This is a genomic window from Paradesulfitobacterium aromaticivorans (assembly GCF_054657415.1).
In genome coordinates, this window is sequence record NZ_BAAHYT010000010.1 from 1,755,807 (window position 1) to 1,775,806 (window position 20,000).

A 20,000-nucleotide genomic window follows, 5' to 3' on the forward strand; every position below is an offset into this window, starting at 1 on the left:
TGAATATTGAGTGAAAAAAATGTAATTAGTATAACACATTGGTGGATCTGTGTGCTAAAATAGGAGGTGTCTTAGGGGATTCACACCTCCTAATTTCTAATTTCTAAAGCTCGGGAAAAGGGCGGTGACAAGGGTTGGAACTGACAGAACGTCAAGCGCGCATTGTTGAAATCGTTAAGCAATCGAGTCCGATTACGGGAGAACAGATTGCGGCCAAGCTGGATTTGACGCGAGCCACCCTGCGTCCGGATCTCACGATTTTAACCATGGCCGGCGTCTTGGACGCTCGCCCCCGAGTCGGGTATTTTTATCGGGGTAAAGCGGAACTTTCACCTTTTGCAGAAAAACTGCGCCAGTTGCGCGTTGGGGATTTTAAGTCAATGGCCGCAGTCGTAAAAGAGACCGCCACCATCTATGAAGCAATTGTGGTCATGTTTACGCAAAATGTCGGGAGTTTGAGTGTCGTGGACGAAGATCGGGTTCTTTTGGGGATGGTCTCACGCAAAGACTTACTCAAGGCAGCCCTGGGTAAAATTGACATGCAGCAGGTGCCAATAGGGGTAATTATGACCCGCATGCCTAACATTATTATGACTACTCCGGATGAACCCGTTCTGGAAGCAGCCAAAAGGCTGGTGCAGCACCAAGTTGACAGCTTGCCGGTCGTGGAAGAATTTGTGGATGAACACGGGGAGGCCCGGTACGAAGTAGTGGGTCGTTTTACTAAAACGAATGTCGCGAAACTGTTTGTGGAGATAGCCAAGATGTAAGGGTTAGGAGTCAGTAGTTAGTAGTCAGGAGACAGGAGAATTCTTCTGAATTCTGAATACCTGAATACATTATTTAACCTCGTGCAGGGAGGGGGTGTGTACTTGTCAATCGAAAAACCTGTAATTTATGTGATTTCCGATGCCTTGGGGGAGACTGCTGAATTCGTAAGCAGGGCTGCCGCCGCCCAGTTTAACGGAGTGCGCACGCGCATTCGACGGGTTCCGTATGTGCGGGATGAATCCCATCTGGATGAGATCATCGAAGAGGCGGCTCAGGAACAGGCAATCCTTGTTTATACGCTCGTGCTTACGAATTTGCGCACTTATCTTGAACATAAAGCAGCAGAGTACAAGCTCCAGACGATAGATATTTTGGGGCCGTTGATCGGCGCTCTTTCCACTCAGACCGGCCTTGCCCCCAGCCATATTCCGAATATCACGCACCGCCTTGACGAGCAGTACTTCCGTAAAGTGGAGGCGGTAGAATTTGCAGTTAAATATGATGACGGCAAAGACCCGCGGGGAGCGCTCTATGCTGATGTAGTGTTGGTCGGAATTTCCCGGACTTCCAAGACTCCGCTTAGTATGTATCTGGCCCATAAGGGGATCAAGTCTGTGAATATTCCTCTTGTGCCGGAAGTAAATCCGCCAGAGGAACTGTACAAGGTTTCTCCGCATAAGATCATCGGGCTTACGCTCAGGCCTGATGTCTTAAACCAAATTCGGACTGAACGCCTAAAGACCCTCGGTCTCGGTGCTAAAGCAGACTATGCCAGTTTGGAGAGGATCATGCAGGAACTGGAGTATGCCCGCGGGGTCATGAAGAAAATCGGCTGTCCTATTATTGATGCTACCGGCAAAGCAGTTGAAGAGACTGCGAGCCTGGTATTAGAAATAATTTTTAAGGGGGAGAGACATGTCTAGGAAATATGTTTATCTTTTTCGGGAGGGCAAGGCTTCAATGCGTGACCTCTTGGGAGGGAAAGGGGCTAATCTGGCGGAGATGACCAATATTGGCCTGCCGGTGCCTCAGGGCTTTACAATCACTACGGAGGCCTGCAATGAGTACTATGAAAACGCTCAGCAGTTCCCAGAGGGCATGTGGGATCAAATCGAGCCATCCTTAGCTGAGGTGGAACGGGCTACGGGCAAACTCTTCGGGGATCGCCAGAATCCTTTGCTCGTTTCCGTGCGTTCCGGAGCCAAGTTTTCCATGCCCGGGATGATGGATACGATACTTAACCTGGGCTTAAATGACGAAACTGTCCAGGGCGTGGTTGAAGCCACGCACAACGAACGCTTTGCCTATGACTGCTACCGCCGTTTTATCCAAATGTTCGGTGATGTTGTGTTAGAGGTAGGACATCATCATTTCGAAGTGATCCTGGAAAAAGCTAAAGATAACCAAGGGGTTAAATATGATTCTGAGCTCTCTCCGGAAAGCCTTAAATGGATGGTCGAGGAATATAAGAAACTCATTCAACGCACTACCGGCAAACCTTTTCCGCTTGACCCCAAGGTTCAGCTTGAAGAGGCGATCCGGGCTGTTTTCCGCTCCTGGAATAATGACCGGGCCATCATTTATCGTAAAATCAACAATATTCCGGACAACATTGGGACAGCTGTGAATGTGCAATCCATGGTTTTCGGCAACATGGGCAATGACTCCGGCACAGGGGTAGCCTTTACCCGCAATCCTTCCACCGGGGAGAAGGCTCTCTACGGAGAATACTTGATGAATGCCCAAGGTGAGGACGTTGTGGCCGGGATTCGTACTCCTCTGCCTATTGCCAGCCTGGCTGCAGAGAACAAGGCTATTTATGATCAGTTTGTGGAGATTTCCACCAATCTGGAATATCACTACCGTGATATGCAGGACATTGAATTCACGATTGAGAGGGGAAAACTCTATATCCTGCAGACCCGCAACGGCAAGCGCACGGCTCCGGCTGCCATCAGGGTCGCAGTAGAATTGTGTAAGGAAGGCCTGATAACGAAGGAAGAAGCGATCGGCCGCATTGAGCCGGGACAGCTTGACCAGCTCTTGCACCGGCGCATGGATAGCACGGCTAAGTTGGATATTCTAGCTAAAGGCCTGCCTGCATCCCCTGGAGCAGCTTCAGGCAAGATTGTGCTCGATGCTGATGAGGCGGAAAAGATGGGGAATGCCGGGGAAAAAGTCATTTTGGTACGCACAGAGACCACCCCGGATGATATTCATGGAATCTTGGCTGCGCAAGGGATTTTAACCAGCCGGGGCGGCATGACCAGCCACGCAGCGGTGGTGGCCCGTCATATGGGTAAGCCTGCTGTGTGTGGTTGTGAAGCCTTAAAAATTGACTATGCCAATCACACGGTGACGATTGAGGATGTAATCTATCCCGAAGGCACAGTTTTCTCTATTGATGGAGCGACCGGCCGCGTCATTAAAGGTTCTGTGCCCATGATTGACCCTGAACTGAGCAGCGAGTTTAAGGAACTTTTAGTGTGGGCCGATGAAATCCGTGTTCTTAAAGTCCAAGCCAATGCCGATACTCCTCAGGATGCCCAAAACGCCCGCGACTTCGGCGCTCAGGGAATCGGACTGTGCCGGACCGAGCACATGTTCATGGACCCTGCCCGGATTCCGATCGTGCAGGAAATGATCCTGGCGCAAAGCCTGGATGAGCGGGAAGCGGCTTTAGCCAAGCTGCTGCCCATGCAGGAAGGCGACTTTTACGGCATCCTTAAGGTGATGCACGGACTGCCGGTAGTTATCCGCCTGCTTGACCCACCGCTTCATGAGTTCCTGCCGCATGTGGAAGAATTGGTAGTAGAAATTACCAAGCTTAAGCTTACAGGGGAAAATCCTCAGGAGTTAGGTGAAAAAGAGGTGTTGCTGCGCAAGGTGCGCTCGCTCACAGAGCTTAATCCCATGCTCGGGCACCGCGGCTGCCGTCTGGCTGTAACTTTCCCGGAGATTTACGCGATGCAGGCCAGGGCGATCTTCCAAGCCTCTGCCCGTCTGGTTAAGGAAGGATATGAGATTCATCCGGAAGTCATGATCCCACTTGTAATCGATACCAAAGAGCTTGAATTACTGCGCAAGCTTACGGAAGAGACAGCGGAAGCGGTCATGGAGAAGCAAAACGTGCGCTTTGCGTATAAAGTGGGAACCATGATCGAAGTGCCGCGGGCAGCCCTTCTGGCAGACGAGATCGGGAAAGTGGCGGACTTCTTCTCCTTTGGCACCAATGATTTGACTCAGACCACTTTTGGCTTCTCGCGCGATGATGCGGAAGGGAAATTCCTCCCGGCCTATTTGGACAAGAACATTCTCGAGCACAACCCGTTTGCCGTGCTTGACCGCGAAGGGGTCGGCAAATTGATGAAGATGGGCGTTCAACTCGGCCGTGAAGCGAATCCTGACATTGAACTCGGGATTTGCGGGGAACACGGGGGCGAGCCTTCTTCGATCGAGTTCTGCCACCTGATCGGTTTAGATTACGTTTCCTGCTCGCCGTTTAGGGTGCCGATCGCCCGCCTGGCTGCGGCTCAGGCCGCGGTAAACGTCTAAAGACCAATCGCCCGAATATTAGGGAAAGCGTGATAAGCATTATACCATAAGGTATTTGAGTCAATTTCATAAGTATAAAAACAGGGTGTTGGCAGCTAAAATCTTGAGCATTTAGCGTACCAGCACCCCATTTTTCATATATGCAGGAAAACGTCGTATTTTAGCGAATTTACATAACATTTAATTGGAAACAATGACCAGGTTAGCCAAAACTAATCTAGCTGAAGAACGCAATATGCGTAAACAAGCGGTATCAATAGCGTATTTATATTTAAGGTGGTGCGGGGTGTGGGTTATATGACGCAGTCTTTATTTGAAAACAAAGAGCTGTTTTTGGAGATAATAAAGCATTTCCCCTATCCGATGTTCATCTGTGAGGCAGATGGAATGATGATCTTTGCCAATGAAGCGTTTATGAAGTTTGTTAATATATCCGAACCTGAGATGATTTATGGAAAACATAATGTATTGCAGGAATCCGATCTTGAAAGATGGGGGATAAAAGAATTTATTTTGCGGGCGTATCAAGGAGAAATAGTTCATATAGATGATGTTAAAGTACCGGTACCAGAGCTTATCGAAAAGTTCGGCGGCAACAAAGAAATGGTTTTTGAAAGCCTGTTTCATAATATTACTTGCTTCCCGATCTATAATGATAACAACCAATTGCAATACGTCGTCAGTGTTTTTATTACCTCCAGGTCTTATAAAGATAAAGAAGAAATTATCAAAGGCAAAGAATACATCGAAGACCATTGGAAGGAAGAGTTTGACATAGACAAAATAGCAAGTGCTGTTAACCTGAGCAGGTATCACTATATGCGTTTGTTTAAAAAGCATATGGGGTTGACACCCTTCGACTACTATCAGGAGGTAAAGATTGGCAAGATAAAGGAAAGGCTGCGCGATAAAAACCTATCCATAACCCAAGCCTTTGCCGTCTGCGGTGTAGATTATGGGAACTTCGCAAAAATATTCAGAGAAAAAGTGGGTATGACTCCTTCCCAATATCGAATGACGATTTGACACAAAAATAAAGAATTCCACAAAAAGGTTTTCCAATAACCAAAAATGGTTTTGGAGGCTTTTTTTCTTTGCAAAACAGCAATATCTAACGTAAATTGAGCAATAATTCAATATCTTGATTCTTATTATTCGCCTAAAATTGAACTGCATGGATGCTCGGAAGGAGCGAGTGTGTTGTGATTGAAAAAAAGGCAGGGGAGCAAACGCTTGAGGAACTCGTAGAAGCACTTAAAGCCTTACGGGAGAAAGAGAAATTACAGGACAATCTGGTACATAAATTTCGAAGTCTTATTATGGACCAAGGCTTATCCAGCCAAATCATCAAGGGTTTCCCGCACCCCATGGCGTTTTTTTTGCAGAATGGGGATTTGGTGCTTGTAAACAGTGCTTTTTCTAAAGAAACGGGGCTATACCCTGCTGAACTGACAAAAAGCAAGCACAACATGTTAAATCGGATCACCGATGCCAACTTTCGAATTCTTGATGCTGTGGAAAACGTGTTCAGGGGAGAAATAACGTCTTTAACAGGCCTGTCCGATCCGCTGGGTATGTTCATAAGTGAAAGCTCGAATAAAAGAAGATCATTTATAAACTGTAAGTGTGCAATTTTTTTCCCTGTGATTGAAGTTGAAGGCCAAGTCACTCAAGGCGCTGTGATATTTATTGAGTAGTGGTGTTTATTATGTTCCTTGTCGGTTTTTTTCAAAGCGTGTTGTTTGATTTATCAGATGACAACCGCTGATAATACTTCCGCTTCTTTAAGATGTGAGATAAGCAGCGCTAAGCCCCTGGATAACACAGCTAAGACTTCAGATGTGGTTTAAAACCCTACCTGAATTAAACTTCGTTTTAAATTTCGAGGGTTGAAAATATTTGTAAGAGGTGGATTATTATGAGCATCTCAATTCGTATTTACAAAATAATGGGAGGAGTTCTGACAGCCATTTTGCTTGCGGCGAGTCTAATTCTATTTCTTCCGTCGCCGGGGTATGCGGCTGCTACCTGGACTGTCACCGATGCCAACGACACAGCAGGCAGCGCTTCCGACATTACACTGCGGTACGCCATGACCCATGCCCAGTCCGGGGACACAATTAACTTCGCCGACAGCGTGATTGGACAATGCTACTATACAACCGATGGGTCTGATCCGGTAACCAGCAGCACACGTAAAGCTTACGACGGCTTAATCCCGGTATCACAGACAGAAACGATTAAAGCCGTGAATCATACGTCAGCCGGTTGGAGTGCCGTGACTTCGGCCACCTTTAACATCGGCGGCGCTGATTCGCCGCGGGAGCCGATGATCTTCCCTTATGAAGGCAGCTTTACCGGTCCCCAGACGGTGTACACATTTGCTTCCGGTGCCGACCAGCTCTACTACACCACCGACGGGACGGACCCGGGAACCAGCAGTACGCGCACCTCCTACCAGGGCGACTTCACCTCAATCACCGTGTCCCAGTCCGAAACGATCAAGGTCATCGCCCAGTATGGCTCATCCGGCCCGAGCAACGTCGCTTCGGCCTCCTTCACCATCGGCGGCACCGGACCGCTCATGGCGCCGGTGATTACTCCCAACGGAGGCAACTTCTCCGGTCCCTTGATGGTAGACATCTACAACAGGTCCGGCACTATCTATCTATCAAGCCCGCTGCCGAAGATCAACATGGATCTCACGATTGACGGCCCCGGAGCCGAAAGCCTCACAATCAGTGGCAACTTCAAGTCCCGCGTCTTCGAAGTGGACGGGGGCAGTGTGTCCATCTCCGGCATCACTGTTGAGAACGGTTTTGCACGCGGAAACTCGGGCTCTGATGGATACAACGGCATAGCTGGCGGCGGAGGAGGGGGCGGCGGGGCAGCAGAAGGGGGAGGAGGCCTGCTGGTCAAGGGTGGTACCGTGACCATCGAGGGCATCGATTTTTTGTATAACCAGGCTGTGGGCGGTCCCGGCGGGAATGGCGGCGCCGGCTATACGGGTAGCGATGACTATGGCGACGGCGGCATCGGTGCCTCCAGTGACCTGCTCGATAACTCGGCCGGCGGCCAGGGCGGCATTGCGCCATTTGCTGCCGTAAACTTTGGGATTTTTAACCTTTCATCCGACCGGCCTGGATCGGATGCATCCGATGGGACGCATTACGGCGGAGGAGGCGGCGGTTCCGGTATCAACAGTGACAATGAATCAAGCGGTTATAGTTTTGGCGGCCAGGGCGGGCAAGATGTGAACGGCACAACTGGTACCGGACCCAACGGCAACAATCAAAACACCAACGGCAGCAAGGGCGGGAACGGTGGCAGCGGCGGCGCTGGCAGCGTTACCGGCGGCTATTATTACGGAGGCAACGGTGGTAATGGCGGGGATGCATACGGCGGCGCGATATGCGTGATTGACGGGTATGTGCAGATACTGAACAGCTCATTTACCGGTAACAGCGCTGTAGGCGGCATGGGCGGTGCAGGGGGAATAAGCTATCAGGGTATGAGTAATGGTCAAAGCCTTGATTCTTTTATCTACTCAATTGGCGGCACGCTGCTTTCAGGAAACAGGGGCGATTTTGAGTCTGGGAGCTTGGCGTGGTTTGTTGACTTCGGCCTGTCAAGGGCCGGCAGTGCCTTCAACTTTGAAGCTAAAACCAGTACGGCATATCCTTTCGGCGGTTACCCCGGCAACGGCGGAAACGGTGAAGGCGGGGCCATTTACGTCAGCCCTTACAATGGATCCTTTGGTTTCAATGGCGCTCCCGTGGTTATTGTGAACAGTACATTTGCCGACAACGGTGCCTACGGCGGCCTCCCGGGCCCAAAGACTGACTGGACCGGATTATCCGGCTCCAACGGACAGCATTCTGCTGATGATATCGCAAACAAAACCAACAGCGCCCATGTTGCGGTAAGGAATGTGACCGGCGCTGACAGTACTCTGGGGGATATAAGGACTTTAAGCGGGCCCTCCGCCATGTACTCTGAGATCACAGCCAGTTCGCTCAGTGTGGCGGCTGACGGCACCGCAAGCACAACCATCAAGGTTAGCCTGCGCGACACAGTCAACATCCCGGTGGTGGGAGACAGGGTGACCCTGAACCAGGGGAGCGGGCATTCAAACATATCGCCCTCTTATGCCTACACAGATAGTGACGGCAATGCCGTCTTTACTGTAACCGACACCAAGGCGGAGACGGTGGCATACACGGCTACCGATGAGACAAATGTGACCATCAGCGGGAAGCCTTTGCAAATTTGGAATGGGTATCAGAATGTAGCGTCCACGGAATCCACAGTGACTTACACGCCTGGGCCTGCGAGTGCAGGAAAGTCTACCGTTTCAGCCAGCCCATCCACTGTTCCCGCTAACGATATCGATTCTGCGACAGTTACGGTGACTTTAGAAGATGCCGGCGGGAATCCATTAAGCGGTAAGACGGTAATCTTAAACGAGGGGTCCGGCAATTCAATAATCATACCACAGAACAACGGCCTCACCGATGCTAATGGGGCAGCAACCTTCACCGTGACAGATAACAGGCCCGAAACGGTGACCTATTCAGCCCAGGTAACTACTGATAACGTGACAATCACCCAGACTGCCACGGTTACTTTCACATCTCATGCTGTCAATGCCGCTCAATCCGGTGTTACGGTTAATCCTCAGAGCGTTTTTGCGGACGGTCTTGCCTCTTCAACCATCACAGTAATACTTAGGGATGCCTACGGTTATCCCGTGAGCGGAAAGACGGTAAGCTTAAACCAGGGAACGGGCAATTCAAAAATAACACCACAGAACAACGGCGGAACCGATGCAAATGGGGCAGCGACCTTCACCGTGACCGATACCAAGCCTGAGACGGTGACCTATACAGCTGGGGATACAACTGATAACGTGACAATCACTCAGAATGCCACGGTTACTTTCACACCTCATGATGTCAGCGCCTTAAATTCCGATATGACTGTTAATCCCGGGAGCGTCATTGCGGACGGTCTTGCCTACTCAACCATCACAGTGACACTTAGGGATGCCTACGGTTATCCCGTGAGCGGAAAGACGGTAAGCTTAAACCAGGGAACCGGCAATTCAAAAATAACACCACAGAACAATGGCGTAACCGATGCTAATGGGACAGCGACCTTCAGCGTGACCGATACCAGGGTCGAGTCGGTGACCTATACAGCCCTTGATATATCGGATAACGTTACGGTGAGCCGGACTGCTGTAGTAAATTTTGAATCGGCCACCCGGATTGTGAATACCACAAGCGATGACGGCGGTCCCGGTACACTCCGCTATGCCATGCAAAACGCCCCAGCGGGATTAACAATCACTTTCCAGAGCGGGCTTACGGGAACCATCACGCTGCAAAGCCTGCTTCCGGTTATCAATCAAGACCTGACCATCGACGGTAGCGGCGCCAATGTTACCATCAGCGGGAATAGCCAGTATCGCGTTTTCGCGGTAAGCGGCGCAAGGGTGACCATCAAAGGCCTCACAATAGCAGATGGCAGGGCGGACGGGAGCAATGATGTCTTTGGCGGGGTTGGCGGCGGCTTATATATTTATGGCGGCACGGTATATATCGATAACGTCACTTTCAATAACAACAACGCTACCGGCGGTTACGGGACCTCCGGCGGATGGGGAATGAGCACCGGCGGAAACGGTGGTAATGGCTGGGGCGGTGCAGTATGCCTAAATAATGGTTCCCTGACAGTCAATAACAGCTCGTTTACCGATAACCAAGCAGTTGGCGGTTTAGGCGGCACAGGCTACTATGGCGGCAATGGTGGCAATGGTGAGGGCGGGGCAGTGTTTGTAGTAGAAGGTTCTTTGACAGTCACTAATAGTTCGTTTACGGGTAATAACGTCATTGGCGGCAGCGGAGGCGGAGGTTTCAACAGCGGCAACTCTGGCAGCGCTCTTGGCTCAAGCCTCTGCAACCTGCTTGGCACAGTCGCGTTAAGCGGCGTCACGCACGATCCTGGAAGTAACAGCCTCTATAACCTTTCTACAATCAATACCGTGACCTTCGATTCACAAGGCGGCGGCCCGGTATCAAGCATAAGCAATAGCTCAGTCTCGACTATAAGTGAGCCGGCAGCACCGACACGGACAGGTTTCTCATTCGGAGGCTGGTATAAGGAGGCAGACTGCACTAATGAGTGGAATTTCAGCACAGACACGGTAACAGGCGATATAACCCTCTATGCGAAGTGGACGGTTCAGACCCATACGGTGACCTTCAAGGACTGGGACGGAACAGTATTAAAAACAGAAACAGTGAATTATGGAGCAGGAGCAACTGCGCCAGGAAATCCAACCAGGACAGGCTATACCTTTACTGGGTGGGATGTTGACTTTAGCAATGTGACCTCTGATCTGACAGTAACGGCGCAGTACAGCCAGAACCCGGTAACCTACACCGTAACCTACAACGGCAACGGAGGAACAGGGACAGCGCCGACCGAAAGTGATAAGGCAGCAGGAGCCACATTTAGTGCCGCAGCAGCCAACAGCTTCACAGCGCCCAGTGGCAAGCAGTTCAAAGAGTGGAACACTGATGCAGGCGGGACAGGCACAAGCTATGCAGCTGGAGTAACGGTAACCATGCCTGCAAGTAACTTGACTCTTTATGCGATCTGGGAGAATATCCCTGCAGTCACTCTGAGCAGCATCGCGATCACCACCCAGGCGACCAAATTAAGCTATAACGTCGGTGATCCTCTGGACATCAGCGGCATGGTCATAACCGGCACCTACAGTGACAACTCAACAAAGACCGAGAGCATTACAACAGCCAACGTCACAGGCTTTGACAGCAGCGCCCCGGCGGCCAGCCAGACACTGACGGTAACAGTGGGCGGTAAGACGACAACTTATACCGTGACGATCAATGCAGCACCAGCCGTTCAGCTCGCCGCCCCGACTGGACTCGGTTGGAACAGTACCACGCCTGGAATAGCCGAATGGAGTGCAGTCGACAACGCCAGCAGTTACAGCGTGCAGCTGCTAAAAGATGATAGTAACCTCGGAAGGGCCGTGTCGGTGACGACAACCAGTGCGTTGTCCTATGATTTCACATCCGCGATCGAAGCGGCTGGCAGCGGAAGCTACACTTTCACGGTGACTGCCGTAGGAGACGGAACTGACTACAGCGACAGTGCGGTAAGCACAGTGAGCAGTGACTACAATTACACAGCAACGCCCGCGACAGTATCTGTGACCAGCATCACCTTGACGGGAGCAGGCAATGTTACCACGGTGCAAAACGGCTTTACCCTACAGATGAGCGCGGCGGTTTCACCGGCCAATGCGAGTAATTCCAGTGTAACCTGGTCGGTGACCCCTGGCAGCGGTAACGCCACGATCGATTCCTCCAGCGGTCTCTTGACAGGGACGGGAGTCGGCACGGTGACGGCCAAGGCGACAGCCAATGACGGCTCGGGTGTCAGCGGAACCCTGCAAGTGACGGTCATACCGGCCCCGGCTGTCCCACTCGCAACCCCATCGAGACTGAGCTGGGATATCACAACACCCGGTAAGGCTGAATGGAGTGCGGTCAATAACGCCAGCAGCTACAGCGTGCAGTTGATAAAAGACGGAAGTGACCTCGGAAGCACGGTTACGGTGACCACGCCAAGTGCGCTGACCTATGATTTCACATCCGCGATCGAAGCGGCAGGAAGCGGGAGCTACACCTTCACCGTAACGGCCGTAGGAGATGGAACCAACTACAGCAACAGTGCAGTCAGCACAGCAAGCAATGCCTACAATTACACAGCGCCGACCACCCTGAGCAGCATAGCGATTACCACCCCGGCGAGCAAATTAAGCTATTACATTGGAGATGCTCTGGACATCAGCGGCATGGTCGTAACCGGAACCTACAGTGACAGCTCAACAAAAACCGAGAGCATCACAACAGCCAACGTCACAGGCTTTGACAGCAGCGCCCCGGCAGCCGGCCAGACATTGACGGTAAACGTGGGCGGCAAGACGGCCACATATACCGTGACGATCAATGCAGCGCCGGCCACCCATACCGTAACCTTCCAAGACTGGGACGGCACAGTGCTGAAGGTCCAGACGGTCAATGATAAAGCAGCAGCTTCAGCGCCAAGCAATCCGGGCAGGACGGGATATTTCTTCACCGGCTGGAATATCAGCTTCAGTAATGTGACCTCCGACCTGACAGTAACGGCGCAGTACAGCCAGAATCCCCTTTCCCTGACCATGAGCCCGGATAATGGGGTGGCAGGGGACACCATCGGATTCTCCGGCAAAACAACGACTTCCTCAGCCATCACCGTGCAAGTGGTAAAAGCGGATGGAACAGAAATATACACTCAAAGCTTAACCTCCGACGCAAACGGAAACTTCAGCGGAAGATTTAACGTTCCCGGTGATATGACCTCGGGTATCCTTTACGGATCAGCGCAAGCTGCGGGAAGAAAAGTAAGCGCCAACGTGCTTGTCCACGAGGCTGCATATGTACCACCGGTTGTGATTAATACGCCAACAGTCACAGTAAGCACTAACGGCTCCAACAAAAACCTGGAGATACCGGCTACAGCCTCAACGACATCGGCCGCCATCACGGTAAACATACCTGCAGCGGTAACCGATGCCACCATAAGCGTATCCCAGATGGTGAACTCCCCGGTAGCCGGTGTTGTAACAACCCAGCCGCTGCCTGCTATGAACATAGAGGCAGTGACAGCGCTCAGCTCAAGCCCGGTCAAGGTTGATATGCCGGCCGAGGTTACTATCAGCGCTCCGGCCTCCAGCAACTGGGACGGGACCATCAACGTACCCACCGTCAAAGCGAACAACACCGTATCCGTCAGTGCGGATGCCGGAAAGACAGCCACAGTCAATACCGTCATAGAAGTGGGTTACGGAGATATACCTCTGACCTTCAACAAGGCTGTAAGGCTGCTCATCCCCGGCATGGCCGGAAAGGATGCCGGCTACACCCGTAACGGCAGCTTTACAAAGATAACACGAATACTGAGCGCCGACAGCCAGAACGTCGCCGATGCCGAAATCCCTAACGGAGGAGAGGCCAGGATTGATGTAGGCAGCGACATGGTTATCTGGACGAAGCACTTCACGAGCTTTGTAGCCTATACCCAGGCGAGCAGTGCATACTCATCCGGTGGCGGTGGCGGCAGCTCCCAGGCAGCTCAAATTACAGTAATCTTCAAAGACTGGGACGGTTCGGTACTGAAGACCGATACAGTGAATTACGGAGCGGCGGCAACAGCGCCGGTCAATCCGAACAGAAAGGGATACACATTTACCGGTTGGGATAAAACGTTTAATAACGTAACAATCGATTTGACAGTAACGGCGCAGTACAGCCCGGTTGCCATTGATAAGCCAATCATAAGGCTGGCCGGGACAGACCGGATTGAGACAGCTTTGAAAATTGCTCAGGCAACCTACCCAGGTAAAATCCCTAACGCTATTTTAGCGACAGCCGACAATTATCCCGATGCTTTAGCCGGCAGTGTTCTAGCTTATCAGCTTAAGGCGCCTATTCTCCTGGTGGGAAGCACGGAAGCGGATCAGGAGAAGGTACTGGATTATTTGAAATCAAATCTGCAGCCGGAAGGGACGGTATATCTCCTGGGCGGAACCGGCGTCATCGACAAAAGCTTTGAGGACGAACTTAATACCAACGGAATCAAAAAAATCACCCGGCTTGCCGGAGCGGACCGGTATGAAACCTCCGCTAAAATAGCCGATCAATTGCGAGTTAAGACCGGAACTCCGTTAGTGTTGGTCAGCGGGGAAAATTACCCGGATGCTTTGTCTGTCAGCAGTATTGCAGCCCAGATGGGGATGCCCATCTTGCTCAGCCAAAAAGACGGGCTCAGTGAGAGCATCAGTCAAGATATCGCCGCCATTCAGCCGGACAAAGTCTATATCATTGGACAGGAAGGAGCAATCAGCCCAAATATAGAAAACCAGGTTGCCCGCATTACCGGTTTAACGTCAGAGAATATTGTAAGAATCGGTGGCGTTGACCGCTATGCCACTTCATTGGCGATTGCCCAATACTTTAACATAGACAGTCGTAATGCCTGCATAGCCACCGGCGAAAACTATCCTGATGCCTTGGCCGGCAGCGTCTATGCCGCTAAGCGGAAGGCACCGATTATCCTGACGGACAGCAATCTGACAGTACAGACAGTGAGTTATCTTGAATCAGGAAAACCGGCTGGAATGGTAATTTTCGGCGGAGAAGCTGCGGTCAGTAAGGACATCGAACAGCAACTCAAACAGTTGTTAAATCAATAAGACAAAACGTGTTCCATAATGTGAAAAAACAGCGATTGGTCTATTTTGATTGCAGCCGCCCAGGCCACGGTTAAGAATAGGTAAGGGAAAATTTCGAAGACGTGCGAAATTTAGAGGAGTCAGTTGGCTCCTCTAATTCAATTTTTTTAACTGTTCGGCAGGAATCTTCTGTGAAATGTAGAAATACATATAGAATATATGTTCGGTGAAAAGGGGGCATTCGGGATTAAAACGATTCGGGATTCTGTGCACAATATTATTCAGTTTGACAAGGATGAGGAAAAATATCTACTGGACATTATTGATACGCAAGAATTTCAGCGTCTAAGGTTCATAAAACAGTTAGGTTTATCCTATTTTACCTACCCTTGCGCTGAACATTCCCGTTTTGTACACTCCTTAGGAGTAACCCACTTATAAGCAATATATTGAGGAATTACAAGAATATAGGAGTGTGGTCTTGGCTGCGGCACGGCTGCGGCACGGCCCTTTTTCACATGCCTTGGAAAAGACGATTGGCATAAAACATGAGCAATGGACCGTAGCCATTATAAATGGAGATACGGAAATTAACAGTATTTTGCGCACAAATAATATTAATCCCAGAGAAGTTGCTGATGTAATTCAGAGAACACAAACTTCTCAAGCAGTAGTAAAATTGCTCTCAAGCCAATTAGATACTGATAGGATCGATTATCTTCTGAGGGATTCAAAAATGAGCGGGGCGGGTTACGGCACCTTTGACCTTGAATGGCTGATCTTTCTTGAAATGTTAAGTACCTATATTTTCTTGCTTGAATCTGGATATCAACCTAATGAAGCCAAGGGTAAAGCGGTTGAATTAAAACCCCACTTAGGAAATTTAATCGATGAATCGATTAAATTCTATAATGCAAACTTTTCAAGTTGAAAGTTAAGGTGACCTAGACATGGACAGTGAAAGTATTCGTGAACGAACTGAAAGAGAAGAAAAGGAGCGGCTTTCCCGCTTCGCTGCTCTTAGCAAATATGCGAAGCGCGCGCGCGAGGAACATGAGTGCACGATCCGGACCAAATTCCAGCGGGACCGTGACCGCATTCTGCATAGCAAGCCTTTTCGACGCCTCAAACATAAAACTCAGGTCTATATTGCGCCTTCCGGTGACCATTACCGTACGCGGATGACCCACAGCCTGGAAGTGTCCCAGATCTGCCGCACGATTGGTCGCGGCCTTAAGCTTAATGAAGATTTAATTGAAGGGATAGCCTTAGGGCACGATGTCGGGCACACTCCATTCGGACATGTGGGGGAGGAAGCCTTAAGGAATATTATTGGGCATTTCGAACATAACGAACAATCGATCCGCATCTTGACTAAGCTTGCGCAGGATGGCAAGGGACTGAACCTGACAGCTCCGGTCTTGGACGGGATTTTGCATCATACAGGGGAGGGCGTCCCCGAGACTTTGGAAGGTCAGATTGTAAAGATTGGGGATCGCATTGCCTACCTTTGCCATGATTATGATGATGCTTTGCGGGCCGGGCTTTTGTCTCCGCTCGACCTGCCCCTGTCTGTGCGTACCGTGCTAGGGGACAATCCCAGTGCGATGATTACCGCGATGGTAGTGGATATGATCGAGGCCTCAACCGGACAAGCCTGCATTCAGCAATCAGAGCGTGTTGGCACGGCAATGCATGAGTTCAGACAATTTATGTTTGCCAGAGTATATAACAGCCCGACTTTGCGCGAGGAGCGCCGCAAAGGGCAATTTGTTGTGCAGACTCTGTTTAATTACTACATTGGCAACATCGGGCAGCTTCCCCTGGGCTATTTAGAGTGGGCTGAAGGAGACAAGACCCAGGCAGTAATTGATTATGTCTCCGGACTTTCGGACAATTATGCGATCGATTTGTTCCAAGGCTTGTTTGTACCAAGGCATTAAGCTAGCTTGCGCTGCTTCTAGTCGATTTTGAGTTGAAGTCACGATACCAAGACAGTTTATTTATAATCGAGACATGTGGGCTCTCGTTAGGGCTCACTTATTTTTTGTATAAATTTTGTCGAAGGTGGAAGGATTTAATGTTCTTAACAGAGAATAGTTACACCCTGACTAACTTCAAACTTTTTTCCTCGTGGGGAAAAAGAGGATTCCGCGCTTTTTTGGCGAAGAATTCTATAGCAAAGGGTTGACAAACGGAAAGAATTGTGGCAGGGATAGTAAAGGTTGAAGCAAGGTGGAATACGGAATTCCGGAAGAAATCATTGAAGAAGTGCGCGTGCGCACAGATATTGTGGAAATCATCTCTGAATACGTGACACTCCAGCGCAAGGGCAAAAATCATCTAGGACTGTGCCCGTTCCATGCGGAAAAAACCCCCAGTTTTACAGTTACTCCGGAAAAGCAGATATTTTACTGTTTTGGCTGTCACGTTGGCGGGAATGTCTTTTCTTTTTTAATGAAGAGGGAAAATTGGACTTTCATAGAAACCGTACGCCACCTCGCTCACAGAAGCGGGGTTTCCCTGCCGGAGCGGGAACTCTCCGCTACGGAGCGTAAAAAGCGGGAGCGCCGCCGCCGTTGGGAAGAAATTCACGAGTGGGCAGCCGCTTATTTTCAGGAGATACTCTTAGAGAAACCGGAGGGTGAAGCGGGAAGACATTACTTGCACAGTCGTGGCCTTGATGAGCAGACTATCCGCTCTTTCCGCCTGGGGTATGCTCCCCCACGTTGGGATGGCTTAATAAAGACCCTTAGTGAGCATGGCGTTACTTTGGCAGAAATGGTAGAGGCGGGGTTGGCTCTTGAAGCGGAGAATTCCGGCGGCCAGGGGGGACGTGTTTACGACCGTTTCCGCAACCGCGTAATATTCAGTATATTAGACAGCAGCCAGCGTCCGGTCGCTTTTGGTGGGCGGGTGCTTGACGACTCTTTACCGAAGTATCTCAATTCACCTGAGACGGAGTTTTTTAGCAAAGGTCAGCACTTATATGGTATGCACCGGGCTCATCAGGGAATCCGGGAACAAGGCTTTGCGCTCTTAGTTGAAGGGTACATGGATGTTATTGCGATGCAGAAGGCAGGATATCCTAATGCAGTAGCCTCCTTGGGTACAGCACTCACTAAGGATCAGGCCAAGCTTCTCAGGCGCTATACCAACAAGATTATGATCGGGTATGATGCTGATGCTGCCGGTGTGCAGGCTGCGGTGCGGGCGGGGGAGATTCTTAGAGATGTGGGCCTGGCCGTCCAGGTGCTTCAGTGGCCGGATGGTAAAGACCCTGATGAGTTTCTGCGTAAGCATGGAGCACAGGAAATCACTACAGTTTTTAATAATGCCCGTACTTTTATTGAATTTAAGTACAATATATTAAGTGGTGGCAGTGCGCCCCGCAGTATTCCGGAGAAGGCGGAACTCATTTCCAAGCTGGCCCCGGACATAATAAAAGTAACAAGTCCGGCGGAAAGAGAAGGGTATGAACGTTTTCTAGGCTTGGAGTTAGGGCTTACCTTAGAGGCTGTTCAAAGCGAGATCTTGCGCCAGGAACAGAAAAAGCCCAAAAATGGGCGGGAAAACGAAAATTCCCGCTTTGGACAGGATATTTCTGTAAAAAATAGAGATAATATCATTAGGTATGTTCAGCCTGTATCCGCAGTGCCTATGGGTATTTACCGGGCAGAGATAATCCTCTTACGTCTTATGTTTGAATTTCCCCGTTTTATTGCGCGCTTTGAAGAGGAATTAAATATTGAATCCTGGAAACTAGAGGAGCATAAAGAGATTTACCGGAGTTTGTGCGCGGGCGGCTCAGTTTCCCAGGCAGACCTGCCGGAGAACACTCAGGGGAAGCTGGCAGCCATTATGCTTGATGATATAGACCTTACGCATCCTGAGCAACTTTTCGAAGACTCTGTGCGCCGTATCAAATCAGGGCAAACGGAGGAAGACATCGCTGATCTTCAAGAGCGCCTAGCCATACTGGAAAAATCAGGCGACCTGGCTGGAGCCATGGTCCTGTTAAGAGAGATAGGAGAGCGGTTAAGACGTGGCGAATAATAAGGTTGTAGGTACCAAAATAAATGACCCAAAGGAAGGAGGTAATCCGGTGAGCGAAGAGGAAGTAAAGATGGAGAGCGTGAAGATCCTCATCCAAAAAGGCCATAAGAAAGGTTCACTCACATATGGTGAAATAATGGACGCCCTCCAGGGAATCGAACTCACCGCTGACCAGATAGATGAGATATATGAGCAACTTGGCCGGATGGGCATTGATGTGGTACCTGAGCCTGAAGAAATAGAAGAAGAGGTGCTCGAGAAAGCGGCTGATGAACTGACTGAAGAACCAGAAGAAATCGAAGAAACTGAAGTAGACCTCTCCGTTCCCGAAGGAGTCGGCATTGATGATCCAGTCCGTATGTACCTGAAAGAAATCGGACGTGTACCTCTGCTTACCGCTGAAGAAGAAATTGAGCTAGCAAAACGGATGGAAGCTGGGGATGAAGCTGCCAAACGCCGTTTGGCCGAAGCCAACCTGCGCTTGGTCGTAAGTATTGCCAAAAGATATGTAGGCCGGGGTATGCTCTTTTTGGATTTAATCCAAGAAGGGAACCTCGGGCTGATCAAAGCTGTAGAGAAATTCGATTTCCGCAAAGGATTTAAATTCAGCACCTATGCCACCTGGTGGATTCGCCAGGCTATCACCCGTGCTATTGCCGATCAGGCCCGCACCATTCGGATTCCGGTTCATATGGTTGAAACGATTAATAAACTCATCAGGGTCTCGCGCCAGCTTTTGCAAGAGCTGGGCCGGGAGCCGGTTCCGGAAGAGATTGCCAAAGTTATGGATATTCCGGTTGAGCGTGTGCGCGAGATTATGAAAATCGCGCAGGAGCCTGTATCCTTAGAGACCCCTATCGGAGAGGAAGAAGACTCGCATTTAGGAGATTTTATCCCGGATGAGGATGCCCCTGCTCCCTCTGAGGCAGCTTCCTTTATTCTCCTAAAGGAACAGCTTGAGGAGGTCTTAGAGACCCTCACTCCCCGGGAAGAGAAAGTCCTGCGCCTGCGCTTTGGCCTTGATGACGGCCGTACCCGGACTCTGGAAGAGGTCGGGCAGGAATTTGGAGTAACCCGGGAACGCATCCGCCAAATTGAGGCCAAAGCTTTGCGTAAGCTGCGTCATCCCAGCCGCAGCAAAAAGCTGAAAGATTATCTGGAGTAAAAACTTTTCTGCTTTCAAACTGGTAGCTGACTCGGAACTAAAAGTTGCTAAATCTAAAGGTGTTATATATTTTGTCCTGTAAATTTTTAAAATGACGAATTATGCTTGACGCACTAAGACAAATCCCTTATAATACTTGATGCA

The 20,000-nt window shown here is 50.2% G+C and carries 10 protein-coding genes; all 10 read left to right on the plus strand.

Annotated elements, in window-relative coordinates; genetic code table 11:
* The first annotated feature begins 134 nt into the window (after positions 1 to 134).
* The 10 genes from ccpN to rpoD all read left to right on the plus strand — a co-directional run bounded on the left by ccpN (position 135) and on the right by rpoD (position 19,856).
* Positions 135 to 770, plus strand: coding sequence for a transcriptional regulator CcpN (gene ccpN, locus ACYQ2N_RS14330; RefSeq protein ID WP_459999926.1), 636 nt, complete (start codon positions 135 to 137; stop codon positions 768 to 770).
* 102 nt (positions 771 to 872) lie between these two features.
* Positions 873 to 1,694, plus strand: coding sequence for a pyruvate, water dikinase regulatory protein (locus ACYQ2N_RS14335; protein ID WP_459999927.1), 822 nt, complete (start codon positions 873 to 875; stop codon positions 1,692 to 1,694).
* Positions 1,687 to 4,326, plus strand: a complete 2,640-nt coding sequence (gene ppdK, locus ACYQ2N_RS14340) for a pyruvate, phosphate dikinase (RefSeq protein ID WP_459999928.1) — start codon at positions 1,687 to 1,689, stop codon at positions 4,324 to 4,326. The genes ACYQ2N_RS14335 and ppdK overlap by 8 nt, the downstream gene beginning before the upstream one ends.
* A 297-nt stretch (positions 4,327 to 4,623) precedes the next feature.
* On the plus strand, positions 4,624 to 5,352 hold the full coding sequence (locus ACYQ2N_RS14345; protein ID WP_460000550.1) for a helix-turn-helix transcriptional regulator: 729 nt from the start codon (positions 4,624 to 4,626) through the stop codon (positions 5,350 to 5,352).
* 176 nt (positions 5,353 to 5,528) lie between these two features.
* Complete coding sequence (locus ACYQ2N_RS14350; protein ID WP_459999929.1) at positions 5,529 to 6,023, plus strand: hypothetical protein; 495 nt, start codon at positions 5,529 to 5,531, stop codon at positions 6,021 to 6,023.
* A gap of 221 nt (positions 6,024 to 6,244) precedes the next feature.
* Positions 6,245 to 14,656: a cell wall-binding repeat-containing protein gene (locus ACYQ2N_RS14355; RefSeq protein WP_459999930.1), complete on the plus strand. Its 8,412-nt coding sequence runs from the start codon at positions 6,245 to 6,247 to the stop codon at positions 14,654 to 14,656.
* Between the two features lie 460 nt (positions 14,657 to 15,116).
* Positions 15,117 to 15,566, plus strand: a complete 450-nt coding sequence (locus ACYQ2N_RS14360; RefSeq protein WP_459999931.1) for an HD domain-containing protein — start codon at positions 15,117 to 15,119, stop codon at positions 15,564 to 15,566.
* Positions 15,567 to 15,585: 19 nt separating this feature from the next.
* Positions 15,586 to 16,578, plus strand: a complete 993-nt coding sequence (locus ACYQ2N_RS14365) for a deoxyguanosinetriphosphate triphosphohydrolase (protein ID WP_459999932.1) — start codon at positions 15,586 to 15,588, stop codon at positions 16,576 to 16,578.
* Positions 16,579 to 16,870: 292 nt separating this feature from the next.
* Positions 16,871 to 18,691: a DNA primase gene (gene dnaG / locus ACYQ2N_RS14370; RefSeq protein ID WP_459999933.1), complete on the plus strand. Its 1,821-nt coding sequence runs from the start codon at positions 16,871 to 16,873 to the stop codon at positions 18,689 to 18,691.
* A complete protein-coding gene (rpoD, locus tag ACYQ2N_RS14375; protein ID WP_459999934.1) occupies positions 18,681 to 19,856 on the plus strand; it encodes an RNA polymerase sigma factor RpoD in 1,176 nt (391 codons plus the stop codon). The genes dnaG and rpoD overlap by 11 nt, the downstream gene beginning before the upstream one ends.
* Positions 19,857 to 20,000: the final 144 nt, after the last annotated feature.

What these genes read in the sequence shown, in the direction of transcription:
- ppdK (WP_459999928.1), top strand. Translation starts at nt 1,687, where the DNA reads ATGTCTAGGAAATATGTTTATCTTTTTCGGGAGGGCAAGGCTTCAATG.
- ACYQ2N_RS14345 (WP_460000550.1), top strand. Translation starts at nt 4,624, where the DNA reads ATGACGCAGTCTTTATTTGAAAACAAAGAGCTGTTTTTGGAGATAATA.
- ACYQ2N_RS14355 (WP_459999930.1), top strand. Translation starts at nt 6,245, where the DNA reads ATGAGCATCTCAATTCGTATTTACAAAATAATGGGAGGAGTTCTGACA.
- ACYQ2N_RS14365 (WP_459999932.1), top strand. Translation starts at nt 15,586, where the DNA reads ATGGACAGTGAAAGTATTCGTGAACGAACTGAAAGAGAAGAAAAGGAG.